This window comes from Thalassotalea hakodatensis (genome assembly GCF_030295995.1).
Classification (GTDB): Bacteria; Pseudomonadota; Gammaproteobacteria; order Enterobacterales; family Alteromonadaceae; genus Thalassotalea_C; species Thalassotalea_C hakodatensis.
Window position 1 is genome coordinate 1617387 of sequence record NZ_AP027365.1, and the last position, 26995, is coordinate 1644381.

At 38.1% G+C, this 26995-nt stretch carries 26 protein-coding genes; 14 read left to right on the forward strand and 12 right to left on the reverse strand.

Annotated elements, in window-relative coordinates; all coding sequences use genetic code 11:
- Window positions 1-73 precede the first annotated feature (73 nt).
- Both gcvH and gcvP read left to right on the forward strand, forming a co-directional pair.
- Window positions 74-463 carry a glycine cleavage system protein GcvH gene (gene gcvH, locus QUE72_RS07090; RefSeq protein ID WP_074498372.1) on the forward strand — a complete coding sequence of 130 codons (390 nt, stop codon included), beginning with the start codon at window positions 74-76 and terminating at the stop codon, window positions 461-463.
- Window positions 464-664: 201 nt separating this feature from the next.
- Entirely contained in the window at window positions 665-3568 is a 2904-nt protein-coding gene (gene gcvP / locus QUE72_RS07095) for an aminomethyl-transferring glycine dehydrogenase (RefSeq protein ID WP_286272401.1), read from the forward strand.
- Window positions 3569-3682: 114 nt separating this feature from the next.
- On the opposite strand, the gene QUE72_RS07100 is transcribed toward gcvP, so the two are convergent.
- On the reverse strand, window positions 3683-3928 hold the full coding sequence (locus QUE72_RS07100; RefSeq protein ID WP_286272402.1) for a hypothetical protein: 246 nt from the start codon (window positions 3926-3928) through the stop codon (window positions 3683-3685).
- Window positions 3929-3990: 62 nt separating this feature from the next.
- Here QUE72_RS07100 and QUE72_RS07105 point away from each other — a divergent pair.
- A protein-coding gene (locus tag QUE72_RS07105) for an IS3 family transposase (protein WP_286272956.1) occupies window positions 3991-5099 on the forward strand; the annotation gives its coding sequence in 2 pieces (ribosomal slippage) (window positions 3991-4240 and window positions 4240-5099; 1110 coding nt in all).
- Window positions 5100-5282: 183 nt separating this feature from the next.
- Here QUE72_RS07105 and QUE72_RS07110 read toward each other — a convergent pair.
- On the reverse strand, window positions 5283-6950 hold the full coding sequence (locus QUE72_RS07110) for an amidohydrolase family protein (protein ID WP_286272403.1): 1668 nt from the start codon (window positions 6948-6950) through the stop codon (window positions 5283-5285).
- Between the two features lie 193 nt (window positions 6951-7143).
- Between QUE72_RS07110 and QUE72_RS07115 the strand changes: the two genes are divergently transcribed.
- Together QUE72_RS07115 and QUE72_RS07120 are read left to right on the forward strand one after the other, a co-directional pair.
- A complete protein-coding gene (locus QUE72_RS07115; protein WP_286272404.1) occupies window positions 7144-8193 on the forward strand; it encodes an AI-2E family transporter in 1050 nt (349 codons plus the stop codon).
- A gap of 295 nt (window positions 8194-8488) precedes the next feature.
- On the forward strand, window positions 8489-9268 hold the full coding sequence (locus tag QUE72_RS07120) for a hypothetical protein (RefSeq protein ID WP_286272405.1): 780 nt from the start codon (window positions 8489-8491) through the stop codon (window positions 9266-9268).
- 438 nt (window positions 9269-9706) lie between these two features.
- Here QUE72_RS07120 and QUE72_RS07125 read toward each other — a convergent pair whose 3' ends face one another.
- Entirely contained in the window at window positions 9707-10315 is a 609-nt protein-coding gene (locus QUE72_RS07125) for a peptidylprolyl isomerase (RefSeq protein ID WP_286272406.1), read from the reverse strand.
- Window positions 10316-10608: 293 nt separating this feature from the next.
- Between QUE72_RS07125 and QUE72_RS07130 the strand changes: the two genes are divergently transcribed.
- Complete coding sequence (locus tag QUE72_RS07130) at window positions 10609-11805, forward strand: IS4 family transposase (protein WP_286272407.1); 1197 nt, start codon at window positions 10609-10611, stop codon at window positions 11803-11805.
- A gap of 243 nt (window positions 11806-12048) precedes the next feature.
- On the opposite strand, the gene QUE72_RS07135 is transcribed toward QUE72_RS07130, so the two are convergent.
- Entirely contained in the window at window positions 12049-12309 is a 261-nt protein-coding gene (locus tag QUE72_RS07135) for a hypothetical protein (protein ID WP_074498363.1), read from the reverse strand.
- 296 nt (window positions 12310-12605) lie between these two features.
- Here QUE72_RS07135 and QUE72_RS07140 point away from each other — a divergent pair, with 296 nt between their 5' ends.
- From QUE72_RS07140 to rlmM, 4 genes are read left to right on the forward strand one after another with little or no spacing between them, the layout of a single operon-like run.
- Window positions 12606-13514 (forward strand): transcriptional regulator GcvA, encoded by a 909-nt coding sequence (locus QUE72_RS07140; RefSeq protein WP_074498362.1) that lies wholly within the window; start codon window positions 12606-12608, stop codon window positions 13512-13514.
- The gene (locus QUE72_RS07145; protein ID WP_286272410.1) at window positions 13501-14148 is read left to right on the forward strand and encodes an alpha/beta family hydrolase; all 648 of its coding nucleotides are present in this window, start codon (window positions 13501-13503) and stop codon (window positions 14146-14148) included. The genes QUE72_RS07140 and QUE72_RS07145 overlap by 14 nt, the downstream gene beginning before the upstream one ends.
- Entirely contained in the window at window positions 14135-14521 is a 387-nt protein-coding gene (locus QUE72_RS07150; RefSeq protein WP_286272411.1) for a DUF423 domain-containing protein, read from the forward strand. Before QUE72_RS07145 ends, QUE72_RS07150 begins: the two co-directional genes overlap by 14 nt.
- A 1-nt stretch (window position 14522) precedes the next feature.
- Window positions 14523-15599, forward strand: coding sequence for a 23S rRNA (cytidine(2498)-2'-O)-methyltransferase RlmM (gene rlmM, locus QUE72_RS07155; protein WP_286272412.1), 1077 nt, complete (start codon window positions 14523-14525; stop codon window positions 15597-15599).
- Between the two features lie 69 nt (window positions 15600-15668).
- Here the strand turns inward: rlmM and QUE72_RS07160 are convergent, their stop codons facing one another.
- From QUE72_RS07160 to queF, 6 genes are all read right to left on the reverse strand, one after another.
- A complete protein-coding gene (locus tag QUE72_RS07160; protein ID WP_074498359.1) occupies window positions 15669-16676 on the reverse strand; it encodes an isocitrate dehydrogenase in 1008 nt (335 codons plus the stop codon).
- Window positions 16677-16961: 285 nt separating this feature from the next.
- Window positions 16962-17402 (reverse strand): DUF3192 domain-containing protein, encoded by a 441-nt coding sequence (locus QUE72_RS07165; RefSeq protein ID WP_286272414.1) that lies wholly within the window; start codon window positions 17400-17402, stop codon window positions 16962-16964.
- A gap of 123 nt (window positions 17403-17525) precedes the next feature.
- A complete protein-coding gene (gene xni, locus QUE72_RS07170; RefSeq protein WP_286272416.1) occupies window positions 17526-18341 on the reverse strand; it encodes a flap endonuclease Xni in 816 nt (271 codons plus the stop codon).
- On the reverse strand, window positions 18342-19691 hold the full coding sequence (ppnN, locus tag QUE72_RS07175; RefSeq protein ID WP_074498356.1) for a nucleotide 5'-monophosphate nucleosidase PpnN: 1350 nt from the start codon (window positions 19689-19691) through the stop codon (window positions 18342-18344).
- Between the two features lie 17 nt (window positions 19692-19708).
- Window positions 19709-21298 carry a diguanylate cyclase gene (locus QUE72_RS07180; protein ID WP_286272420.1) on the reverse strand — a complete coding sequence of 530 codons (1590 nt, stop codon included), beginning with the start codon at window positions 21296-21298 and terminating at the stop codon, window positions 19709-19711.
- Window positions 21299-21500: 202 nt separating this feature from the next.
- Window positions 21501-22343 (reverse strand): NADPH-dependent 7-cyano-7-deazaguanine reductase QueF, encoded by an 843-nt coding sequence (queF, locus tag QUE72_RS07185; RefSeq protein WP_286272423.1) that lies wholly within the window; start codon window positions 22341-22343, stop codon window positions 21501-21503.
- 64 nt (window positions 22344-22407) lie between these two features.
- On the opposite strand from queF, the gene syd reads away from it, so the two are divergent.
- Window positions 22408-22980, forward strand: coding sequence for a SecY-interacting protein (syd, locus tag QUE72_RS07190; protein WP_286272424.1), 573 nt, complete (start codon window positions 22408-22410; stop codon window positions 22978-22980).
- A 30-nt stretch (window positions 22981-23010) separates the two neighbouring features.
- Here syd and QUE72_RS07195 read toward each other — a convergent pair whose 3' ends face one another.
- Window positions 23011-23340: a hypothetical protein gene (locus QUE72_RS07195; RefSeq protein ID WP_286272425.1), complete on the reverse strand. Its 330-nt coding sequence runs from the start codon at window positions 23338-23340 to the stop codon at window positions 23011-23013.
- A 166-nt stretch (window positions 23341-23506) separates the two neighbouring features.
- Here QUE72_RS07195 and QUE72_RS07200 point away from each other — a divergent pair, with 166 nt between their 5' ends.
- Window positions 23507-23887, forward strand: coding sequence for a DUF3192 domain-containing protein (locus tag QUE72_RS07200; RefSeq protein WP_074498351.1), 381 nt, complete (start codon window positions 23507-23509; stop codon window positions 23885-23887).
- Between the two features lie 54 nt (window positions 23888-23941).
- On the opposite strand, the gene yhbY is transcribed toward QUE72_RS07200, so the two are convergent.
- The gene (gene yhbY / locus QUE72_RS07205) at window positions 23942-24238 is read right to left on the reverse strand and encodes a ribosome assembly RNA-binding protein YhbY (protein ID WP_286272428.1); all 297 of its coding nucleotides are present in this window, start codon (window positions 24236-24238) and stop codon (window positions 23942-23944) included.
- Between the two features lie 121 nt (window positions 24239-24359).
- Here yhbY and rlmE point away from each other — a divergent pair, with 121 nt between their 5' ends.
- Together rlmE and ftsH are read left to right on the forward strand one after the other, a co-directional pair.
- Window positions 24360-24989, forward strand: a complete 630-nt coding sequence (gene rlmE, locus QUE72_RS07210; RefSeq protein WP_074498349.1) for a 23S rRNA (uridine(2552)-2'-O)-methyltransferase RlmE — start codon at window positions 24360-24362, stop codon at window positions 24987-24989.
- An 82-nt stretch (window positions 24990-25071) separates the two neighbouring features.
- Complete coding sequence (ftsH, locus tag QUE72_RS07215; RefSeq protein ID WP_217693818.1) at window positions 25072-26994, forward strand: ATP-dependent zinc metalloprotease FtsH; 1923 nt, start codon at window positions 25072-25074, stop codon at window positions 26992-26994.
- The last annotated feature ends 1 nt before the right edge of the window (window position 26995 follow it).

Genomic DNA, 26995 nt, shown 5'->3' on the forward strand with positions numbered 1-26995 from the left:
ACTCTATAGTCTTAAATAGACTGAGTAGTCGAACAGATATATAACAATTACAGACATATTAGGAACTAAAAAAATGAGCAACATTCCTTCAGAATTAAAATATGCAACGTCGCATGAATGGGTACGTAATGAAGGTGACGGTACTGTTACTATTGGTATTACTGAGCATGCGCAAGAATTACTTGGCGACATGGTATTTGTTGAATTGCCAGAAGTAGGCGAAAGCGTTAGCACTGGTGATGATGTTGCGGTAGCAGAATCAGTAAAAGCTGCATCAGATATTTATGCGCCCGTGTCAGGTGAAGTGATCGCGGTAAACGAAGAGTTAGAAGATTCTCCTGAGCTTGTGAACTCTGACGCGTTTGGTGACGGTTGGATGTTTAAAATTAAACTTGATGATACAAGTGAACTAGAAAACCTTCTTGATGCAGAAGGTTATGAAAATTCAATCGACGAAGATTAATTTAGTAGCGGCAATCCTATCTAAGCGATTTCGTTTAAATATAGGTTGTGTTAACTAAATGCTTGTTGTTGCAAAAAGCAATAACAGTCTTTTCGCTATTTTAATGGTTTAAAATAGACAACAGATGAAGCCTCTCACTGACAATAAGTTTGGGGCTTTCTTTATTTTTTACTTACTTTTCTTATTTAGGTAAGCCGTTTTATGACTACTCAATCTCAAAACAACATTACGTTGAACGAACTAGAACAAACGCAAGACTTTATTCGTCGCCATATTGGCCCAGACGAAGCACAAGCACAGGCGATGTTAAACGAAATTGGTGCAGAATCAGTTGATGCATTAATTGACGAAATTGTTCCTAGCGATATTCGCTTAGCTGACTTACCAGCTATTGAAGAAAGTAAAACGGAAGTAAAAGCGCTTAGCGATTTAAAAACCGTTGCTAATAAAAATAAAGTGAACAAAACCTATATCGGTTTAGGGTATTACGGCACACTAACGCCAAACGTTATTTTACGTAATGTATTAGAAAACCCAGGCTGGTATACAGCTTACACACCTTATCAACCTGAAATTGCCCAAGGTCGTTTAGAGTCATTATTAAACTACCAACAAATGTGTTTAGACCTTACCGGGTTAGATCTGGCGTCAGCGTCATTACTTGACGAAGGTACTGCTGCCGCTGAAGCTATGGCATTGGCTAAACGTGTATCGAAAAACAAAAAGTCAAACCTATTTTTTGTTGCAGAAGAAGTTTATCCACAAACAATTGACGTTGTTAAACAACGAGCAGAAATGTTTGGTTTCGACATTATCGTGGCGCCAGCAGACAGCGTAAGTGAACACGATGTATTTGGCGCGCTTTTACAATACCCAAGTGCAACGGGCGAAGTACGTGATATTTCAACCCTTATTGACAGCGTTCACGAGAAAAAAGGTATTGTAGCCGTTGCGGCTGACATTATGAGCTTAGTGCTACTTAAAGCGCCAGGTGAATTGGGTGCTGACGTGGTTATTGGTTCAAGCCAACGTTTTGGTGTGCCAATGGGTTACGGTGGCCCTCATGCAGCATTTTTCACCACCAGTGAAAAATACAAGCGTTCTATGCCTGGTCGTATTATTGGTGTTTCAAAAGATACGCGTGGCAACAACGCACTTCGTATGGCAATGCAAACACGTGAACAACATATTCGTCGTGAAAAAGCCAATTCAAACATTTGTACCGCACAGGTGCTACTTGCCAACATGGCCGCTTTTTATGCGGTATATCATGGCCCTAAAGGTTTAAAAACCATTGCTAGCCGTATTCATCGTTTTGCTGATATTTTAAATGTAGGTACTACTAGTAAAGGTTTGCAAGCTGTTCATGCGAATTACTTCGATACGTTAACATTTAACCTTGATAATAAAGAAGATGTTGTAGCGCGTGCGCTAGCAGCTGATCTTAACTTACGCACAGATGTTGCTGGACAAGTCAGTGTTTCACTTGATGAAACAACAACGCGTGAAGACATTTCTACCTTATTTGATGTGCTACTTGGCGAAGGTCACGGCTTAGATGTAGCTGCATTAGACGCACAAGTGTTAAGTACTGGTCATCAATCAATTCCTGCTGAACTAGTGCGCGAGTCAGACATTTTAACGCACCCTGTTTTTAACTCGCACCATAGTGAAACTGAAATGCTTCGCTATATTAAAAAACTAGAAAATAAAGATTTAGCGCTTAATCATTCAATGATTTCATTAGGTTCTTGTACCATGAAATTAAACGCAACAGCGCAAATGATACCTGTTTCATGGCCTGAATTTGCCAACATGCATCCGTTTGCACCCGTAGATCAAGCGCAAGGCTATGCTGAAATGATCAACGAACTAGGCGACTGGTTAGTTGAATTAACAGGTTACGATAACATTTCAATGCAACCAAACTCTGGCGCACAAGGTGAATATGCAGGTCTTATTGCTATTCATAAATACCATGAAAGTCGTGGTGATGCGCACAGAAACATTTGTTTAATTCCATCTTCTGCACACGGCACTAACCCAGCGTCAGCGCAAATGGTTGGTATGAAGGTTGTTGTTGTAGATTGCGATAAAAACGGTAATGTTGACATGGCTAACTTAAAAGCCAAAGCAACAGAAATGCGTGACAATCTATCATGTATCATGATCACATACCCATCAACCCATGGTGTATATGAAACCACGATACGTGAAATTTGTAATATCGTGCATGACAACGGCGGCCAAGTTTATTTAGATGGCGCAAACATGAATGCACAAGTTGGCTTAACTTCGCCAGGCTTTATTGGCGCTGATGTTTCGCACTTAAATTTACATAAAACGTTTGCCATTCCTCACGGTGGCGGTGGCCCAGGTATGGGACCCATAGGTGTTAAATCACACCTTGCTCCGTTCTTACCTGATCACGCACTTATTACCGTAAATGAAACCACAAAAGGTAATGGCGCGGTTTCGGCAGCACCATTTGGTAGTGCCGGTATTTTATGTATTTCTTACCTATACATTGCTTTACTGGGTAAAAAAGGTGTGACAGATTCAACAAAATTTGCCATTACCAATGCTAACTACTTAGCGAAGAAATTAAGCGAGCATTACTCGATACTTTATACTGGCGCAAACGGCCGCGTTGCTCATGAATGTATTGTTGATTTACGCCCATTAAAAGATTCGTCAGGTATTACTGAAATGGATGTAGCTAAACGTCTACAAGATTATGGCTTCCATTCACCAACGATGTCGTTTCCAGTGGCAGGCACACTAATGATCGAGCCAACTGAATCAGAAGCAAAACCTGAGTTAGACCGCTTTATTGAAGCCATGGTATGCATTCGAGATGAAATACGCAAAGTAGAACAAGGCGAGTGGACACTAGAAAACAACCCACTTCATAATGCACCACATACGCTAGCAGACATTACTGACGCTTCATGGGATAGAGCTTATACAACCGCAGAAGCGGTATTCCCAGTACCTGCGGCAGCTGCCAATAAATTCTGGCCAACGGTAAATCGTATTGATGATGTGTACGGCGACAGAAACTTAATTTGTTCATGCCCGAGCGTTGATACGTATAAAGACTAAATAATAGTGTTGTCAGTTTCGAATTAAGTTTGAAACAACAAAAGCAAGTTTGAAACTTTAATAAAGTTTGAAAGTAAAAATAGTGAAAGGCGAGCCAATAGGCTCGCCTTTTATTTATAAATTTGGTCTCTCAAAAAGGTCGTCAATTTCATCTAGAGAGTGATGAGAATCCTTTTCACTATCACTGCTAAAGTCATGTTCTGTCCCTGAGTACCTATCTACCATACTGGTGTATATATCATCTAAATCAACACAGCCTAACAATTGCTCACTTAATTCTTCTAATTCAAGATTATATTCTGACAATACTGATTTGATATGCTTGTTGACTTCATCCTTTATGGACTCGAAGCTGTCCACTTCCCTTAAACTGAGACAGACATAATTAGAGTTTTCTGTAATGATTAATGCAGGAGACGACTATGAAAAAATCACGCTATACAGAATCTCAGATCATCGCAGTATTAAAAGAAGTTGATGCTGGTAGAAAAGTCGAAGAAGTGTGCCGTCAACACGGTATCAGTAGTGCAACCTATTACAACTGGAAGTCCAAATACGGTGGGATGGAAGCCTCTGACGTCAAACGGTTGAAGGAGCTGGAAGAAGAAAACGCCAAGCTTAAAAAGATGTTTGCGGATGTCAGTCTAGAAAATCATGCGATTAAGGAGCTTTTCGCAAAAAAGGGCTGGTGACAGCGGATAAACGAGAATGCGTCAGCGTAATGATTGGTGCGGGGCTAAGTATCGTAAGGGCTTGTCTGTTTGTTGGCATTGGCCGTTCGACCTTTTATCGCCCTGAACGAGACTGGCGTAAAGCAGATGCTGCTGTCATTGATGCTATCAATGCCGTACTTGAAAAGTCGCCACGAGCAGGCTTCTGGAAGTGTTTTGGCCGAATGCGCTTCAAAGGCTTTCCGTTCAACCATAAGCGCGTTTATCGCGTGTATTGCCAGATGGGGTTGAATCTAAAACGAAGAACTAAACGTGTGCTACCCAAGCGAATTGCTCAGCCTTTAGAAGTGCAGGAGCAAGCCAACCACCAATGGGCGCTCGATTTTATGCATGACACATTGTATTGCGGTAAACGATTCAGAACGTTGAATGTGGTGGACGAAGGAACGCGAGAATGCCTCGCTATAGAAGTGGACACCTCGTTGCCCGCTGGCCGTGTAGTTCGCGTGTTAGAGCAGTTAAAAGATGAGCGCGGGTTGCCCAAACAGTTGCGTGTAGACAATGGCCCAGAACTTATCTCTGCGACACTAACAGATTGGTGTGAGATCCATAATATTGAATTGGTATATATCCAGCCAGGTAAGCCACAGCAAAATGGCTTTGTTGAACGCTTTAACGGTTCATTCCGCAGAGAGTTTCTTGATGCCTACTTGTTTGAGAATCTCAGCCAAGTGCGAGATATGGCTTGGTTCTGGCGATTGTATTATAACGAAGAAAGAACACATGAGAGTCTGGGTAACCTGCCGCCGGCAGCTTACCGAGAAAAACTGGAAAATTCTAATTTAGAACTGTGTCATTAATGGGGAAGTGGACAATGCTGAACAACAATTTCTTTTAAGATTCTAGTGAAAACATTGTTATCTTTTAATTTAAAGACTGTTTTAGCTATTTTATCTGTGTCTAGCTTTCTATTAAATTGAAGGTCTATATCAATGATATAATGTGTTTCAGCATAGTTAATACGTTTAATTTTTCTAATTTAACTATGGAAGATTATTAACCACTACTTTTGACAGCCAATGTGGCTTAATACTATTTCGATAAAATTTATCTAAACGTTTCCTGTTACCACTCGAACGTGAATTAAGCCCTAAAAACTCAGCCGTATTATTGCCCAACACTGCACTTTCTAATTGTGCATTGTTTAGTTGCTGTAACACTCCTTGAAATGAATGTAAATATTGCCCATTATTTTTTTCAATGACTAACATTTTCCAGTCGGTACCGTAATTTAAGCTGTCTGCCATTTTGGGAAATGAATGTAGTAATGCTTCCAAGTTCCTTTTTGAGATATCTGGGGCATCAATGAACCCTGAAAAATATCCGGTATCAACATATGCGTTACTAACGTTAGAAGCGTCACTAATTGTTGAGGCGATTTGGTGCCAAATAGGAGGATTTTCTGACAAATGAAGTGAATCAAAACCACCAAAATGGCCAAAATTAATGCGTAATCCTTTTTTAATCGATAAAAGATCACCCCAATACTTGCTTTCAAAACATACTTTATAGTCATTGGCTCCCATGTTTGAGGGGCTGCTATGCGCCATAATAGGAATATCATGTTTGATACAGAAGTCATAAAATTCATTTAGCACTTCATCTAGCTGTTTTGGGAAATCATCTTTTTTACAAAAGTCAGGTAAGTGTTTTTGTTTCTTCCATGTTTCAGGATGATCGTTAAAGACTTTGTCGTTTCCATAAAGCGCGAATCCCATTGGAGGATATATCTTAACTCCCAATGCCCCATGCAACTCAACCGCTTCTTTTATTAGGCTTAATGGATTTAATTTTTCTCTATCAGTAAATTTGTAAGCTACATGGCGAAATGGGCAATAGGGGGCAAATGAGTGAACTAAGCCATTTGATACTTTAGAAATTTCTCCTATCAAGTGACACTGTGATTCAAGAGGCGACGCAGTAGGTTTTCCATTATTTAAAGGCCAGTCATAGTCTACTATGTGGCTTATCATCAAATCAGTTTTAAGCTTGTCACTGTTATATGTTTTGAGGTAGTTATTTAGACTTACAAACCGGAATTGAAACATTTCGATAACAAAGCGCCATAATGATCCAAAGCTGATTTCCATACCTTTGATATCTATTGTGAAATCATATGAAGATGCAGCAGAGAATACGTCATCATATTTTTGGGGCATAGAGTTCATCAAATCTTGGGTTGTAATGCCACTTTGGAGAACTATGGCGCCTCTCTTGTTGAGTTTATGTATCGCTCGTTTAGATTCTGCTATCGCTTTGATAGATTGTTTTTCTCGTAGCTCTAACAATCTAATCTGCGCTATTTTAGTGTTAGAACATTGAGATGACGATTGATTGATAACGTTAAGTTCATCTTTAGTGGAAGGGGCTGATTCCCAAACAATTAACTCTAAGAAGTCGCCAAACATTTTCCTAAGCCATACCCAATCGACTAATTCTCTGCCTTGAACTTGACTCACAAATTTACTTACTTGTAGATCAGACCCATTAAAAATATGAGCATGACTATCTATTAATAACTTTTGTTGTTGTGGTAAATGATGACTGAATAAACAACGAGGGTTTGGTGGGCTTCTAAACAAACAACACCCTGGTAAAACTGTAGCGCCACCAATAACCGAAGTCATTTTTATAAACTTTCTGCGTTCCATCGAAGTTCCTTGTTGTCAATATTTTTAACCTTACAAAAGTAATATATGGTGGCTTTTTAAACAACAGCTTTATAGGGTACTGTTAAAAAAATACTAAAACTGATAAAACTATCTCCTACAAAACTTTAAGTGAATTCATTCTTTAGGTATCAGTTTAATTAAGCGTTGATTACATCAAGCAAAGGGAGAAGCAATGAGCTCTTATACCAGCTATATTCGCCGGCTATTAGCAACCATTGGCATTACAGCTTTAGCAATCGGTCTATTTATGCTGCTGTGGCAATTATCATATGTACTCTTACTTATATTTGGTGGCATTTTATTTTGTGTTTTTTTGATTGGGCTTGCGAGTATTTTACAACGGTGGCTACCTTTACCCCATTGGGGAGCAGTAATGATTGTTACTGCTGTCGTATTAGGATTATTAGTACTTGCAGGTTATTTGGCTGGCCCAGCCATTATGGAGCAGCTGCTGCAGCTTAGAGAGCAAATATCGGGTAGTATAAAACAGTTAGAAGCTTACTTAAAAGATAAAGAATGGGGTGGAGCGTTACTCCAGTGGGTGCAAGGTAAATGGCAGCATGCGCCACTTTCGCCCAGCAAACTGATGGGAGAGGTTACGGGGGTATTTTCTACTTTATTTGGCTCACTTGCTGATCTGTTTGTTATTTTTTTTATTGGTTTTTACTTAGCGCTGCACCCGAGACTTTACATGAATGGTTTATTGTTTTTGTTTCCAAGTGATAATCGCGCTCGTATAAAGGAAGTAGTACACAGTATCTATTATGCGTTGAAGCTTTGGTTAATCGGGCGTGCAACATCAATGGTTGTAGTAGGGCTGTTAACCGCATTAGGTTTATGGCTGATTGGAATGAAATTGATTATAGCGCTCGCATTTCTTGCGGGTTTACTATCGTTCGTGCCATTTATAGGCCCTATTGCAGCCTTGATACCTGCAGTATTAGTCGCATTACTTAATACCCCGACACAAGCGGTGTATGTGTTAGTGGTGTACGCTGTTGTGCAAGTACTGGAGAGTAATGTTATTACGCCTTTTGTGCAGAAAAAAGCAGTTTCATTACCGCCCGCTATAATGCTCAGCGGCCAATTACTCATGGGGACTATGTTTGGAATTCACGGGTTGGCGCTTTCAACGCCATTTGTTGTATCAATTATTGTCACAGTGCAAGTGCTTTATGTGCGCGATGTGTTAAAAGAAAAAATTCAGCCATTGGGCCACTGATAGACTGTGGATAAAAGGGGTCAGGTACAATTAATGTAAAAGAGGTGATTTTAATGTTGCTCAACTATTGGTGCTATTGTCAGCCAGTAATATTAACAAGTAGGCGTAAACCATGAAATTTCATTTTTCGATCTCAGTATTTTGTTGACTTCTTTATCGCCGTTAATGCCTGCAACAGTAAATTTCATCAGGTCAGAGCACAATGCCAGACATGACCCGGCTTTTATTGTACTTAGATGATTTACTTGTAGTAGGTTCTATATAAAATCATACATTGTTAACAATAAGGAAATTTATGAATACAAAAATGAAATTAATGGCGCTATTCGCTGCTTCTATTATGAGTAGTCAAACGCTAGCGTCATATAGTAACTTAACGTTAAAGTATGAGGTAATAAAAGAAGCTGAGCATTTTGCTGATATACCCATTAGGGTTAACGACACCTACTTACGAACAGATTATCAGCTAAAAAATGAAAAACTTACTGAGATGACTGTAAAGTGGAAAGGTCAATACGTTATTAAACATAATGAACAGCGTGCTTATTTACTTGATTATAAGGTAACTCATAAAAGGGCTGAAAAAGCTTTTAAAGCAATGGCGGCAAAGGTACCTAATATAACTGCTGAGAAAATATTTGAAATGAGTATTGACCCTATCAACGACGAAAGCGAATTTATTCGCTATGAAAAAGTAGGTAATAATAAGCTTGTCGGCAAGCATGATGGGGATGCTGAGCATGAAGTTCAATACCTTAAATTACCAAATAAATATATAAATAGAAAGCAATACGATTGGTTGATGGCCAGAGCAGAAGAAGATCGTAAGTTCGGTCAGGGTTTTGTGGCTATTTTAGATCAACCCCTTACTGAGATGATGTGTAGGTTAAACTATCAACATGCTGTTTTTCCTGTTTACTTAAAAACCTATCACTATGAAATAAATTTGAAGTCTGTTGATCCTTCATTTAATGATGAAAGTGAGCTACGCATTGAACAGGGTATTATTCACTCTGACATTACTCACTCGTCTATTCAATTTTTAAAAAGTTTATCGCAACACTCTTCGCAATGAAAATAGAGTAAGGTAGTTACCTATTTAGTTGTTAATTATTTTACTTTGTCAGCTTTTCTGACTTATAGGTTGGGCTTAAGAACGATTTTAAGTAATTTATTTTAATGATCAAATAGTTTTGCCAATCAAAACATAACCCAACCGTTAAGAGCAAAAAAGCAAAAGCGGGGGCAGATCTTGTAATGTGTATTGAAATGAACTGAAAACGCTAGCGAGTAAACGTTAAATAGTTAAATACCTTCTACGTTATTTTTTACTTCGAATTTCATTAGCACGGTGGCGACTAGATCCAAAGAGAGGCTTTTTTCCGAGTTAAACAATATTTAATTAAGGCGTAGCGATTCAAATATAGTCATTCCATATTGAAAAACCACAACAAAAGTAAATCACGTTTAAACGTACTCAAGCACAGCGCCCATTAGTGGTAAACATTTAAGCTTAATCTTGTTTTTCTTCATCAAGAATTGTTGCTCTTATTATGGCGACCATTTTTTTTGGCACGGTTGGATAACCTAATTTATCGCTGTAACCAACGTCTACTTGCGATATTGCTTCAACAATGTCGTAACCTTTGATTACTTCACCAAAAACAGCGTAACCCCATGAATTCCCTGGGTCTAAATTGGTGTTTTCGTTGAGGTTGATAAAGAATTGGTTGGTTGCTGAGTGTGCATCGTTCAGTTGTTTTGCCATGGCAATAGTGCCTTCTTTATTTTTTAGCCCATTGCCAGATTCGTTGAATATCGGATCATTGGGTATAACTTCAGAGTAATCAGTATTAAAACCACCGGCTTGGATCAGGTAGCCTTCTTCGACACGGTGAATCAACGTTTTATCATATTTCCCTTGCGCTACATATCCTAAAAAATTATCCACGGTAATTTTAGCTTTAATACGGTCAAGCTCAATAATGATATTACCCATAGAGGTTTCTATTCTCACTTTAGGGGAGTAATTATTCGGTTGAATATATTGCCCTTTAGTATTTGCTGCGTGCAATTGAAGCGATATTAATACGGTAAAAATAAGTAGTGAAACTCTAATCACGTTAGTACCTTTTGTTAAAGTAAATTGACTTGAAATATGTCAGTTAGTTTAACAATTATATATTTTATTGTTAACTCAAAACCATGATCTATAGAGCTAATGAACGTAAAGTCAAAGCTTTGTTCGTAAAGTAAATAGAAGGGGGTCAGGTACATTTATTAATTGTACCTGACCCTGAGCTATCCCCACAAATAATTCTTACATATCAATGAAATAATTTGAACCGAAGGGAACATTCATGGTGTTTGGTGATCAGATCTATCGCCAAACAAAAATAACCAACCGGAAACACCATGAATGCGCTCCCTATATTGAAGAAAACCCTCACTCTTGTCACCCTTAAAATGCACGCTAGACGACGAACTTCTTTAGTTTTATCACTTGAAAGCCTATTAATGGGCGCAAATGCAACAGTGACTAATCTTGGCCGAGGCATTAACTCGAAAGCAAAAGAAAAGCACAGAATAAAACGAGCAGATAGGCTGTTATCCAATACGCATTTGCAACGAGAAGCATTTTCGATATATCAATCTTTAGCTAAATTCACGATAGGTAAAGCGATGCGTCCTATTATTTTAGTAGATTGGTCTGACTTAGATGAACATAAAGGACACTTTTTACTTCGAGCAACGCTTGCATCACATGGTCGTGGAATTTGTTTGTACGAAGAAGTGCATAGTGTTAAAACGAAAGAGAAACCTAGGACTCATCAACAGTTTTTAACAAACTTAGCTAAAATATTAGCCGATACAAGTAAACCAATTATCGTCACTGATGCTGGCTTTAAAACACCTTGGTTTCGGGCCGTTTTAGCGCATGGATGGGACTTTGTTGGGCGAGTACGTTTGCCCAACTTTTATAGTATCGATGACAAAGTATGGCAATGTATTACTCACTTATACGCTAAAGCCACAGGCTGTCCTAAGTCGTTTAACGGAGCAATTGCGAGAAGTAATCAATTAGCCTGCAGATTACTGCTTTATAAGCAAAAGAGCAAAGGTCGACAATCGCTGAATCATTCAGGTAAGAAAAGGCTTTCTAAAACCAATAAGGTTTATAGAAAATCAGCTAATGACCCATGGTTGCTCGCTACATCACTGCCTCAAACAAAGCAACTTGCTCGACGTACGACGAGAATATATGGTCTGCGCATGGAAATAGAAGAAGGTTTTAGGGATATGAAAAGTCATCAGTTTGGGCAAGGGTTTGAATATAATAGAACATACAACACCAATAGGCTGGCTATTCTTATCTTACTGACAACATTAGCTCATTGGTTACTGATGGCCATCGGATTAGCGGCTAAAAAAGCGTATAAACACCATCAATATCAGGCAAATAGCTTAAAGAATAAGAATGTACTATCACTTCACTTTATTGGCTTAAGAGTCATGGCAAATCGATATGAGAAGCTCTCATATATCGAGCTTCTCACGGCAATTAAGCAATTGCATTTAACTGGAGGAGCACATTCCTTTGATACTTTATAGAATTAGTGGGGATCACACAGTACCTGACCCCTTTTATTCGTCAGAGCTATGTACAATAAGGCATGAGGAAATGAAATGAAATAAGAAAAGGCGCCAAAAAGGCGCCTAAATGTTTGCTTGCGAGCATTTTGAGGAGTTAATTCCTCGTGTTGAAAATAGCTAGAGATCTATGTTCAACGTGCGCCAGAAGGTTGGGAGGTTCCAGCAATTTGTATTCAATAAGCTAACGGTGCTTAATGTTGTTTATTCAGCAATTACTTCGTTTTTTGCAAGTAACTCTGACTTAGTCGATTTTTTAGCTGTTTTGATAACAGTCATTGGTTTTACTAAGTTTGTTTCAAAAGCGGTTACTAATGTTTGCATTGATATTTTTACATCTTCATGCGCTTGTGAAGTAATTTCAACAGTGTTAACGGGTTGTGCTTTTTCAAACGCAATATTTGTTGCTGTTGCATTGCCTGCTACTAAGAGCAGTGCTGCTGTGAATATGTTGATAGTTTTCATGATTTGTCACCTAATATAAATTAATAAACATCCAAATAGATGATTAGGGACCTTTTCTTTGCTCGGTGAATGTGTTGGGAGTACATTCATTGCCTGCTACACTCATTGGTCTGGGCTGTAGTAAAAAGATGTAGTCCGTCATCTATGGTGTGTATATTAAGTAAAAACTGGTCAAATGAAAAATGACAAATTATAATGTTATCCATTAGAAAAACTAATGATAAGTTGTTTTTTGATAGTAGTAGAGTATTTATTCAAAAAACGGTCATTTTTATTTATTTAAATAGTGAGAGTTAATGGCTACAAGAATCCCGCCGCTCAATGCTCTAAGGGCCTTTGAGGCATCGGCAAGACAATTGAGTTTTACTCGAGCTGCTGAGGAATTATTCGTTACCCAGGCAGCGATTAGTCATCAAATAAAATCTCTAGAGGAGCATCTTGGATTAAAACTTTTTATGCGAAAAAATCGTGCTTTGTTATTAACAGAGGAAGGGCAAGCCTATTATCAAGACATAAAAGATGTGTTTACTTCTCTGCAAGACGCAACAGAACGGTTACTCGTTAGGGGGGCTAAAGGAGCGATTACGGTTAGTTTACAACCAAGCTTCGCCATTCAATGGTTAGTTCCAAGACTAAACACGTTTAATTTACTCAATACTGATATAGATGTCCGTATAAAAGCGGTAGATCAACCTGATGGCTTATTAACAGAAGATGTTGATGTAGCGATTTATTACGGAAGAGGCCGCTGGCCAGGTGTACATGCTGATAAATTGCACACGGAATATTTAATACCTGTTTGTTCACCATTGCTACTTGATGGGCCAAAACCACTGAGTACTATTCAAGATCTTACTAACCACACTTTATTGCATGATACCTCAAGGCGAGATTGGAAACGCTGGTTCAAAGAAGCCGGGATAAGAGGGACTAATGTTAATCATGGCCCTATTTTTAGCCATTCAGCCATGGTTGTGCAAGGGGCTGTACATGGTCAGGGTATCGCCTTAGCTCAACGTATTTTAGCGCAACCCGAGTTAGATGCTGGTCGACTTGTGATACCAGTTGAGCATAGCTTGATTAGTAAAAATGCATTTTACATAGTGTGTCGTGAGCACCAATTAGAATTAGGCAAAATAGCTGCTTTTAGGGATTGGGTACTTGAAACTGTAGCCGAAGAAGAAGAGTTAGATGAAGAGTTTTAATTATCATGAAAGTTTAGTAGAACAGCCTATAGCGCACTTTCTATTCGCTCATGGTGCGGGTGCTGATATGAATTCAACGTTTATGGAAAATATGACGACTGCGTTAAATAAACGAAATATTAATGTCACGCGTTTTAATTTTTACTATATGGATAAACGATTATCTGATGGTAAAAAGTATCCACCTGATAGAATGCCCAAATTGTTGGAGAGGTTTGAGGAAATTATCAACACACTAAATATAACGGCGCCCTTATTTTTGGTGGGTAAATCGATGGGTTCACGCGTGGCAGCTACGCTGACGAATGAAATAGAAAGCCTTAAAATTACTCCTGAAATACGAGGTGTAATTTGCCTTGGTTACCCATTTCATCCTATTAATAAAGTAGAAAAGTTGCGGTTAGAACCGTTAATAAAGAATCATTATTCAATGCTTATTTTACAAGGTGAGCGTGACAAACTTGGTAATAAAGAAGAAATAATAGGTTATGGTTTACCGGATAGCGTCAAAACGGTATTTCTGCCAGATGGAGATCACGACTTGAAACCACGGGTAAAGTCAGGGTATACACATGAGCAAAATCTACAGTCTGCTGCAGACCACATTGAGAGCTTTGTTTATGAAAATAGATAATATGCGTAAACTATTTATCGTGTTTGTTAGCCTTAGTGGTGCTTATTCTGTATTATTCGGCGCTTGGTTGTCTCATCAGGGCGATTTATTGCCAATAGAGAGTGTCGCAACCTTAAAGATTGCGCATTTTTATCAGTTTTTGCATACTATCGCGTTATTGGCTGTTTGTTTTTACTGGCAATTTACACAATCGAAAGCGGCTTTTTTAACCGCAACATTATTATCACTTGGTATTTTGCTTTTTAGTGGGAGCTTATACGTGAAAGTGTTGTTTGCCTGTGAATTAATAGGCAAACTAACACCCATCGGTGGCATTTTATTATCATTGGCATGGTTGTCAGTGCTCATTCACCTTAATATTCGAAAACATTAATATGACTGCAATTGTGCTTTATTGTCGACCAGGCTTTGAAAAAGAGTGTGGCGCAGAGATCCAAGAGAAAGCTGCTTGGAATGAAATTTATGGTTATCTTCAATTAAAGAAAAATCAAGGTATTGTATTTTTTCATCTTAATAATGCTGATGAAGGTGAAAGACTCATTGCTAAACTCCCTTTGAAGCGTCTTATTTTTACTCGGCAGTGGTTCGTGTCATTAACTGATACTATAGAGTTGCCTGAGTATAATCGTGTAGAAGCGATTATTGAGCATTTAGGTCATGAATGGCAATACGCTGACCTTAGAATGGAAACACCAGATACCAACGACGGAAAAGCATTATCTAAATTTTGTAGAAAGCTTGGTGTGCCTTTAAGGCAAGGGCTAAGAGCTAAAAAAATGTTAGCGCCAAAAGGTCAACATGACGGGGCGGTATTACACGCGTTATTTTTTAGTGGTAGTGAAGTTATCCTTGGCTACTCGCTTGGCACAAACACTTCACCACATTTAATGGGTATACCTAGGTTAAAGTTTCCATCTCAAGCGCCAAGCCGCTCAACACTTAAACTTGACGAAGCCTTTTTGTACTTCATTCCAAAAGATGAATGGCCAACACGGTTAACGTCTGGCATGAATGCCGTTGATTTAGGCGCTGCTCCGGGAGGCTGGACATATCAACTTGTTCGACGCGGTATGATGGTAACATCAATAGATAATGGGCCGATGGCAGAATCATTGATGGATACTGGTCAAGTCAAACATCGAATGATTGACGGCTTCAAATTTATACCAGCTAAACAAAATGTTTACTGGCTTGTCTGTGACATGATAGAAAAACCGCAACGAGTGGCTAAATTAATGGCTGAATGGTTATTACGCGGCGATTGTAAAGAAGCAATGTTTAATTTAAAGCTACCCATGAAAGGGCGGTATCAACAAGTACAGGATGATTTACAGCTGATAAAAGACATGTTTTCTGAGCATCAAGTAAAATATGAGCTTTACGCAAAGCATTTATACTACGATCGTGAAGAAATAACGGTACATGCGAGATTACTTTCACCGCCACCGTAAACATATAAAAGTAAAAAAGGGGTCAGGTACAATTAGTAATTGTACCTGACCCCTTTTTTTGCCTCTTTTTTATAATCGCTCTAACAGCGCTTCTGTGAAATCTGTTGTGCCATGAGTACCACCTAAATCACGTGTTGTACGATCGCCCGTTTCAATAACCTCAGTGATCGCTTTACGGATAGCTTCTGCTTTATCGCTCATTTCTAGGTATTCTAACATTTGAATTGCTGCCAGAATTACAGACGTTGGGTTTGCTAGATTTTTACCTGCTATATCAGGGGCACTGCCGTGTACAGCTTCAAAAATAGCGCAATCTTTACCAATGTTAGCGCCTGGTGCCATACCTAAGCCGCCCACAAGCCCAGCACATAAATCTGATAAAATATCACCAAACAAGTTTGTTGTTACAATAACGTCAAACTGTTCGGGATTCATCACTAATTGCATGCAACAATTATCAACGATCATTTCAGTTGATTCAATATCAGGGTAGCGCTCGCTAACTTCACGGGCAACTTTTAAAAATAAACCTGAAGTTGATTTTAAAATATTGGCTTTATGCACAGCTGTAACTTTTTTACGACCTTCCTTGCGTGCCGTTTCATAGGCAAACTCAACGATGCGCTCTGCACCTTCACGTGTGATCAAGCTCATTGCTTCTGCATGCGCACCATCTTCAGAGACTGTTTGACCTAAGCCAGAATACATTCCTTCAGTATTTTCACGGATGGTAATAATATCAATGTCTTCGTAACGCGCTTTAGTGCCTTTAAAAGACAGAACCGGGCGTACATTTGCGTATAATTGAAATTGTTTTCTTAATGTTACGTTAATTGAAGTGAAACCTTCACCGACAGGTGTGGTAAGAGGGCCTTTTAAACTGATTTTGTTTTTCTTGATTAATGCTAATGTTTCTTCTGGAACAAGTTCGCCATGCTTTTCTAACGCGACTAAGCCTGCGTCAGCGTATTCATAGTTAAAATCACAGCCTGCTTTGTCTAACACTTTGATGGTTGCATCGATAATATCTGGGCCAATACCGTCGCCTGGAATGACTGTGATGGTTTGTTTAGCCATGTGTTTATCCTTTAAAAAATTAAAATTGTTTATTCAAAGTGAAATTTACCTTGTCACTTTAAAAGTGTGCAGGTTTATACCACGCTTACTTAATGTAATCCACACTGAAACCTTTTATAGTGCCTTGTATTTTGCGGAGCCGTATTAGTAAGTTTTTGTGTAACTAAGTTTAGTATAAAAATGACAGGTTATCGGATGTGCATGACTTAACAATAAGACATTAGTCGCAACATGCACGAATAAAATAGGTAACAGGTTTATTGAATGGAAATACTTACGGTTAACTTAATTAGTGTTAGGGAATGAAAGCTCTGATAATTCATCAAGTGGAGTTCCATATTCATTGATCACATTATCAAGTCCTTTATATCTGTCAGCCTTAGCTATTTCCATCAATTTATTATCAACAAAAACTAGATATGAACATTCATCTTGGGTGGTAATACCGTCTGATTTAACATGCTGTGTACGATAAAATAATACTTGAAAATTTTGATCATTTGCTTGTTTAGCTTCGGTAATGTCTGGACTACCAAGCTTTTCTATTGCTTGTTCAAAGGTAAACTCGCCCAATCTAAGTTTACTAATAAATTGACGATTATAGGCTTCTCGATCTTCCCATTGCATATTTGCAGGGCTATCGTCGTAAAAGTTTACAACCAATAGTACAAAAACCCCATAAGCAGCCAACGCTAGGAAAATTCTAAAAATGATCTTTTTATTCATTTGATAACTGATAAATCGTGTGTGATTTTATTTTTATATAGGATAACGATAAGTAGCTTTTATTGAAAGAGTTTAACGAGCAAATCTATCACAAAATATGTAAATAACGATGATAAAACTAATTTATTCATCTGTGATGGTTAAAGGGAGGCGAATATCCCTTAAATTAAATCCTAAGGGAATATCTTGTTTTAATTGTAATAGCTTTTTAGCTAACGTGATGTCGTCGTGATACGCTGTTAATTTATCGCGAATGCTCGCTTTAATATCATTGCTATTTAAAATAGCCTGTAACGAACCATGTTGATTAAGTAGGCCGGCCGCGGTTACTTGCCCAATCCCTGGCACGCCAGGAATTTTATTGGTGTTGTCTCCAGTAAGCGTCCACAGATCCATTAACTGGCCAGGTGCAACATTAAATTTCTCACGTACGTATGGTTCGTCAAGCGAGCGTCGATTGAAGTAATCGTAGACATGAATATGATTACTTAATAACGATAAAAAGCACTTGTCTGTTGAAATAATAGTGACTTTTTGCCCTCTCAAGGCCACCTTAATGGCTAGAGTGGCAATTAAATCGTCAGCCTCATCTGATTCTGATATTAAAGAATCAACATGTTGCAGTAAAAAGGCGTCTTGAATCTGCGGTAGGGTGTCAGCAAGGTGCTGCGGCATTTTTTTTCTACCTACTTTATAGTCTGGATAAAGCTGGTAGCGCCAACCAGGTGATTGGCTGTCAAAAACGGCTAATGCATGAGTTGGCGAGGTTTGTTCGATAATGTTACTAAGCGCAGTAGCACATGCTTGTTTAGTGTTATGTAACACTTGTTGCTTGGTATTTTCAGCAAGTTCATTATTGAGTAAAAATGGGCGCTCTTGCACCGCATAAATTCGTCTAATTAAATTCATTGCATCAATAAGTACAACATTGACTGACATTTAGGTTTTTCCAACTACGTTATAACAAGGCGTATATGTGCTACCTGGCAGTTTCATTCGTTGCTGTTTCACAAAAGAATTCAGTAAATTGTCCATTAGCGTCATGATTTCGTTGTCACCGGTAACGGTAAAGGGACCGTGTTTACGGATTTCTTTAATACCCTCTGATTTTACATTGCCTGACACAATACCTGAAAATACGCGGCGTAAGTTTGCCGCTAAATTAGCAACATCCATATCATAGCTAATTTGTGTTTTTTCCATGTTTTCATGCGTTGGAATAAAGGGTTGCTGGAAATCTTGCTCTATCACTAACGACCAATTAAAGTGGTAAGCGTCGCCTGTTTGTTTGCGATAGGTTAGCACGTCTTGTAGACCAACTTTCATTTTTTTTGCGACAAGCTCTGCATCATCTACAATAATTTCATATAGTTTTTGAGCTTCTTTGCCTAACGTTGCAGCAATAAACGTATCTATTTGTTCAAAGTATTCACTACTTGCTGCTGGCCCTGTTAAAATAATTGGCAGCTTTTGCGCTTGATTTTTTGGGTTGAGTAAAATTCCTAAAATATAAAGTAACTCTTCGGCAGTACCTGCACCACCAGGAAAAATAATGATGCCATGAGACATTCGCACAAAGGCTTCTAAACGCTTTTCGATATCAGGCATGATAACAAGTTCAGATACCATAGGATTTGGAGGTTCTGCAGCGATGATGCTTGGTTCTGTAAGACCAATATAGCGTCCGTTGTAATTTCGTTGTTTTGCATGACCAATAGTGGCGCCTTTCATTGGGCCTTTCATCGCTCCGGGGCCACAACCGGTACAGATATTAAAGGCTCTTAACCCTAATTGATAGCCGACTTCTTTCGTGTATTGATATTCAATATCGTTAATAGAGTGACCGCCCCAACAAGTGACTAAATTAGGTTCGCTGTCAGGCAAAATAGCATTGGCATTTCGTAATATATCAAAAGTGGTATGTGTGATGTTAGCGCCATCAGTAACATGGTGATCGTAGCGGGTATTGGTAAATAAAATATCTCGAAGTACGGCTGATAAATGCTCTTGTATGCCACGAATAATTTTACCGTCAACAAATGCATGCTTAGGTGGGTTTTCTAACGCGAGCTTAACGCCACGTTCTCTTCTTAATACTTGAATATTGAAATCTTGGTATTGTTGATATATCACTTCTGCATCATCGGTATGACTACCCGAATTAAGTACTGCCAGTGAACAGTTGCGATACAGTTGGTGTAAATTACTGGAGGCAGATTGCTGTAATTTACCTACTTCTATTGGTGAAAGTAGGTTCATATTTCCTAAAGGGTTAAATTGTACATGCATTGGCGACTCCTTAACTGCTAATCAATATAGATGACTTGGTTTTTTCCTTTTTCTTTGGCTTCATATAAAGCTTTATCTGCACGTTCAAAGGCTATGTGAACATTGTCATCTTGTTTTATGTGCGTAACGCCTATCGACATACTCATGTTTACTTTATCATTTCTGAACTTAAAGGGTAGTTTAGCTATTGTTTTCCGCAATAAATTTAAGGTATGAATTAGGTTATCTTTTTTAATGTCATTGAAAACAAACACGAACTCTTCACCACCATAGCGAGCAACAAAGGCATGTTTATCTAAATGCTTTTTCAGCGTCCCGGCAATAACTTGTAATGTTTTGTCACCTGCGGTATGCCCATATGTGTCATTAATTTTTTTAAAGTTATCTAAATCGGCAACAACAATCGCTAAAGGCTTATTATTATGTTGACAGCGAGCAATTTCTTTATGGAAATGCTCATCAAAAGCTGCACGGTTATATAGTTTAGTTAAAGCATCTTCTAAACTTTTAGCTTGTTGTTCTTTAATTTGTTTTTCAAAGGCGCGACTTTGCTTTTCAAGCTGTTGGACTTTTTCCGACATGCTTTCAAGTTGTTCCGTAAATCTTTGTTGTTGATTTTTTTCATATGCTGTTTTTCTTTCAAGCGTAGCAGCAATAACTTGTAATTTGGTGTTTATTTCAACCTTAATATCAACTAGCGAATTAGCTTTGTCTAATTCTTCTGACATTTCACTAAGTTGGCTTTGCATGCGCTCATTCAATTTTTGAAGCTTTACGCTTGATTCTTTATGAGTATCAATAGTTGTGGTAACAGCGTTTTGTACGGTTGCTAATGTGTCACTTAACGTAGAAAGGAATACCTTTGCGGTATTTCGTTCACGGATTAAATCTTGACTGATCACATCAAAAGTCGCTAAGAAGGTATCGAACAACTGATCACTTGGCATGGTGTCGGAAAGCTGTGAGCGGATGCGATTTAATTGATCTTGGAACTTTTTAGAAATACTAATTTTATTGAGAAATTCATTAAACTTTTGTACAACTATTTTATTGTTGATTTGGCTATCAAGAGACTTACTCGCAGGTTTATTCAGTAAGCCATTTGCTGAGTTTGCTATATTACCTTGTTTCAGTGCTGCTTGATAAAATATGACAAGTTCACTTAGCAAGGGGATATATTGCGATAATGCATCTTTGCTATTTTCGTTGTCCTTAAGCAATGCGCGAAGTTGTCGGCGTAAATGTTCAGGTAAACCATTTACTTTTTGTAGTGATTGACCCGCAGACTGAAAAGTGTCTTGTAGCTGGCGAATTTCCACATCAGCTTTTGCTGAATAATGATATAACAACGTGGAAGATTCATTGATCAGCTTTTCTATATCATTAATAGACGCAGAGCTAGTAAAAAGCTGACGCAATTTTGCTAATTTATTATCAAGCGATACGTCGACTCCTTTGGCGACTTTACTTAGCTTGATAATAAACTCAGAAAGCAAGGCGGATTGATGCTTTAAGTCACTTTCTACACTTGCTCTAGCGGTTATTGCCGAATCAAGTTTACGTTTTAGTACTAAAAGCTCTTTATCGACAGCTGTGTTACCCGTCATGGATATGTTACGTCCTTTTGATAGTAAATTTTCACCCTTGCGGTAAAACCAAATATATTTTGATGTTCAATATATTAAAAACAGTACCAGAATATAAGAATATATTTCGTATAATTAATAATATACGTAAGTTTCAAAATTGTCAGTATGGAAATGCGACTATTATGCGAATAGTCATGATTTACATCAAATAAAGGATACTTTATTGGCGTAATGTTCTGGTTTTCGGAGCAACGCTTTCGTGGGTTGAGCGAAATGGATTGATATCTAACCCTCCTCGTCGAGTGTATCTAGCATACACAGTTAACGCTTCTGGTTGGCATATTGTCATTAAGTCGCAAAAGATGCGTTCTACACACTGTTCGTGAAACTCATTATGCTCTCTAAAAGAAATGATGTATTTTAACAGTGCCGAGTGGTTTATTTTCTTTCCTTTATAGCTAATGAATAATGATGCCCAGTCAGGCTGGTTAGTGATTAAACAATTAGATTTAAGAAGGTGTGAAACTAACACTTCGCTTACCACAGTGTCACTTTCTGTGTTTAATAATGCGGAAGATAATTGGTAATCATGCATTTCAATATCTAATTCATCTAAACACCTTGCATTTGGTGTGTTAATTTCAAGGGCAGGGCACTTATCTACGGGGAATAGAATGACATTAGCCTGGGCGCCGCATACCGCTGATAAGTCATTTTTCATCGCTGTTTTAACCTCTTGTTCACTTGAAAACGTTGTTTGGTTAAAACTGTTCAGATAAAGCTTAAATGATTTTGATTCGATAATATTTTCACTGGTACAAGGAAAGCTAAATTCTGCCACTCTAACAATCGGCTTCCCTTTTGCATTTAGCCACGAAATTTCATAGCCATACCAAACATCTTCTCCCATAAATGGTAGAGTATTTTCATCGAGTGATAATGAATCTCTGTTTAAACGTCTTGGTACGCCTTGAAGTAAAGCTGCATTGTATTGGCTCGCATATTCAGTGTTTTTGCCTAACGTTAGCTTTTCAAGTGCGTTGGCGTTTTTATATTGGCTCATAGAAATATTATCAAGTAAGATCAGTTTGCATATTAGCTTGTATTGTAATGAAAAGTAGAGATAGATGGAAACGAAACAATTGCCAAAATTAACTGAATTAATACTTAACTTTGGACAGCAGTACCTAAGTGAATTCAAAAGTAAACTTGGACATTATCCTGTTATTGAAGCAGACGAAGAATGGCCTTCACCCTGCGAATTAACACCATTTGATGAGCAATTGGTTACTTGGCAGCCTATAAAGATTGAAGACAATTTAAGCTTCGATAATGTTGAAGAAGCACTTTCTATTACGCTTCATCCGAGCATCAAAACATATTTTACAACGCAATATAGCGAGAGCATTCCTGCTAATTGCCAGGAAGGGAACCTTCAATTACTTTTTGCATGGAGTAAAAAAGATTTTGAGCGACTACAACAAAATATGATCGGGCATATTTTGATGAAAAAAAAGCTTAAACAAAATATCACGTTATTTTTCGCATTAACCGATAAAGACGATATTATTTTAACAGTTGATAACGAATCTGGCGAAGTGTGGGTAGAAAATGTGGGCGCTAAGCCTCACAAAAAAGTCGCTGATAGTCTTGTCTCTTTTATTGCCTCGTTATCTCCAGATATCTATTTAGAAGAATAAATAGATATCACTCTTTACCCTTACATCTTTTTATTTGTTTAGTTGACTTTTTAGCTCTTGTATTTCTTTTTTTAGCGCTGATATTTCTTCCTGTAGAGGGGTTAGCGCTTTGGTAATGGCTAATGAAATTGTATTAGTAAGGTCATCTGTTTGCTTTGGTGTGCTGCCCTGATTGATAGTTGAATGAGGCTTAATAAAATTAGGATCATGTTGCCAGGTTTTCAAAACCGATATAATCGTGGGTAACGGAACTGGTTGTGCTAGTTTGGTTTTAATACGGGCTACGGTGGGTTTAATTCCTTGATTAGCAAGTGTATTAGCAGCGGTTAATATCTCATCATTGATGGTCATATTACTCATTCAGCATTGTTGAAAAAACAATATTTTAGCCAATTTTACACATGAAGTCTTGCTGTAATTTTAATGTTTTAGTACAAAGTTTAATTATTACATAAGGTTACAATTGTTGGTTTAACTTTTGCTATATCGTTGGCATTGACATAAACAATAACAATGAGAGTTAACTATGAAAAAATCACTTATCGCATTACTTGTTGCTGCACCATTAACGTTTTCTTTAACAGGGTGTGTTGTTGCTGTTGGTGGTGATGATGATCATGCATTTACTTCTGGCTTTACTGATCGTGAATATAACAACCGTAAAAAAATTGCACGTATTAACTTAGGGGCTAGCTACGGTGATGTTTCTAGAGATTTGGGTGTTGCTGACTTTAATGAAAATTATCGAAAAGATGATAAAAACATTCAGGTATTATTCTATCGCACAAATCGCGTACACAAAGATGATTTAACCACGAAAGATGAATGTACCTATCTATACTTTGTAAATGGGGAATTAAAAGAAACGGGTCAGGGTGGTGACTTTTCCCGAAATACAGGTTTATAGTAAATAAAAATGCCGCTAAAGTTTGGCGGCATTTCTTATGGTTACTTGTTGTATTTAAAGCTTAGGAATGTGAATTTTTTTCTCTTCACTTTGACGATATACGACCAAGGTTTTACCAATTAATTGCACTTTCACTGCATTTGTTTCTTTACATATAGCATCAACAATTAACCCTTTCACTTCTCTATCATCGGTTGGAATTTTGACTTTAATCAATTCGTGATGATTAAGCGCATAATCGATTTCTGCGATCACGGCTTCTGTTAAGCCATTACTACCTAAAAGTACTACAGGTTTTAACGAATGCGCTTTACCTTTTAAATACTGAATTTGTTTTTTATTTAAACTCATTAAAAATTTCGTTACATGTTAGCTTGAATTATCACTATTTTAACTCCATCTTGTTTGTAATACTAATAAAACCTGTTTTGTTTAGTGACATTCGCTAGCCAAAACCTAATCTATACTGGTTATGAGTAAAAAAAAATTATCAAACAGTAGTCAACGTTGGATGCAAGAGCATTTTGATGACGAATACGTTAAAAAGGCGCAGAAGCTTGGTTTGCGTTCACGCGCGGTATTTAAAATTGAAGAAATTAACGAGAAAGACAAGTTAATTAAATCAGGCATGAAAGTGGTAGACTTAGGTGCCGCGCCAGGTGGTTGGTCTGAATACGCAGTAAAAGCGGTGGGAGATACAGGCCAAGTTGTTGCTTGTGATATTTTATCGATGGATCCAATCGCCGGTGTTGATTTTTTACAAGGTGACTTTCGTGAAGACGCGGTACTTGATGCACTATTAACGCGAATTGATGGCAAAAATATTGATGTAGTACTGTCAGATATGGCAGCAAATTTTACTGGGAATGATGCCGCTGACTCAGCAAGAAGTATGTATTTAGTAGAATTAGCGTTAGATATGTGTAATCAAGTACTCAAGAAAAACGGTGCTTTTGTGGTTAAAGTGTTTCAAGGCGCTGGCTTTGATCAATTCATGCAAGAAGTAAAACAAATTTTTAAAGTGGTCAAGGTGAGGAAGCCACAATCTTCACGCGCAAGATCAAGAGAAGTATATCTTGTGGCGACAGGCTTTAAATTGTAGTAAATTATACAGAATTATTTAAGCACTACGTAAACGGATATAGTAGTGTTAATGAACTAAAGAGGTCATTAAGTTGAGCGATATGGCAAAAAATCTGATTTTATGGTTAGTAATAGCCGTGGTATTAATGTCGGTTTTCCAGAGTTTTACTCCGGGAAGCAGTAACGAACAGACAATGAATTACACGCGTTTCATCCAAGATGTTCGTCAAGGGCAAGTGCGTGAAGTTGTTGTTGATCGTAATGGTGTTATTAAAGGCACTAAGCGCAGTGGTGAACAGTTTACAGCTGTAATACCTGGTGGTTACGATCGTGACTTAATTAATGACCTTGTTAAGCAAGGCGTTACTGCATCTGGTGAGAAGCCAGAAGAAACAAGTTTCTTAACCTCAGTATTTATTTCTTGGTTCCCAATGATATTACTGATTGGTGTTTGGATTTTCTTCATGCGCCAAATGCAAGGCGGTGGTGGTAAAGGCGCTATGTCTTTTGGTAAATCAAAAGCACGTTTATTAAGTGAAGATCAAATTAAAACGACCTTTGCTGATGTAGCCGGTTGTGATGAAGCAAAAGAAGAGGTTGCTGAATTAGTTGATTACTTAAAAGATCCATCAAGATTTCAAAAGCTTGGTGGTCGTATTCCATCAGGTGTATTGATGGTAGGTCAGCCGGGTACTGGTAAAACATTACTTGCTAAAGCGATTGCTGGTGAAGCAAAGGTACCTTTCTTTACTATTTCAGGTTCAGACTTTGTTGAAATGTTTGTTGGTGTTGGTGCTTCACGTGTTCGTGATATGTTTGAACAAGCGAAAAAATCAGCGCCATGTATTATCTTCATCGATGAAATTGACGCAGTAGGTCGCCAACGTGGTGCAGGTTTAGGCGGTGGTCATGATGAACGTGAACAAACGTTAAACCAAATGTTAGTTGAAATGGACGGTTTTGAAGGTAATGAAGGCGTAATTGTTATTGCTGCAACCAACAGACCGGACGTACTTGACCCTGCATTGTTACGTCCAGGTCGATTTGACCGTCAAGTAACGGTAGGTTTGCCTGATATTCGTGGTCGTGAACAAATTCTTAAAGTGCATATGCGCAAAGTGCCAATTGGTGATGATGTAAAAGCTTCTGTCATTGCTCGTGGTACACCTGGTTTTTCAGGTGCTGATTTAGCAAACCTAGTTAACGAAGCAGCTTTATTTGCAGCGCGTTCTTCTCGTCGATTAGTGTCGATGGAAGAGTTCGAAAAAGCGAAAGATAAAATATTGATGGGTGCAGAGCGCAAATCAATGGTAATGAGCGAAGACGAAAAAGCTATGACGGCTTACCATGAAGCCGGACATGCCATTGTTGGTCGCTTGGTCCCAGAACATGATCCTGTTTATAAAGTAAGTATTATTCCTCGGGGTCGTGCATTAGGTGTAACCATGTACTTACCAGAACAGGATAGATTTAGTCATAGTAAACAGCACTTAGAAAGTAATATTTCATCGTTATACGGTGGCCGTATTGCAGAAGAAATTATTTATGGTGCTGATAAAGTATCAACGGGTGCATCAAATGATATTGAACGTGCGACTAACTTAGCACGTAAAATGGTGACTCAATGGGGCTTATCTGAAAAAATGGGGCCAATGTTGTTTGCTGAGGAAGAAGGTGAAGTATTCTTAGGAAGAACTTCAGCGAAATCGTTACATATGTCTGATGATACTGCGAAGTCTATCGATGGTGAAATCAAACGTATTATCAATGATAATTATCAACGTGCTGAACAGATCTTAAAAGACAACATGGATATATTGCATGCGATGAAAGATGCGCTAATGCATTATGAAACTATTGATGCAAATCAAATTGATGATTTAATGAATCGTCGTGAAGTTAGACCACCATCAGACTTCCATGGTGATAACTCATCTGGCTCAGATAATCCACCTAAAGCCCCAACAGGTGAGAAAAAGACCGAGCCTGATCTTAATAAGCCGAGTGACATACCCGCTAAATAAA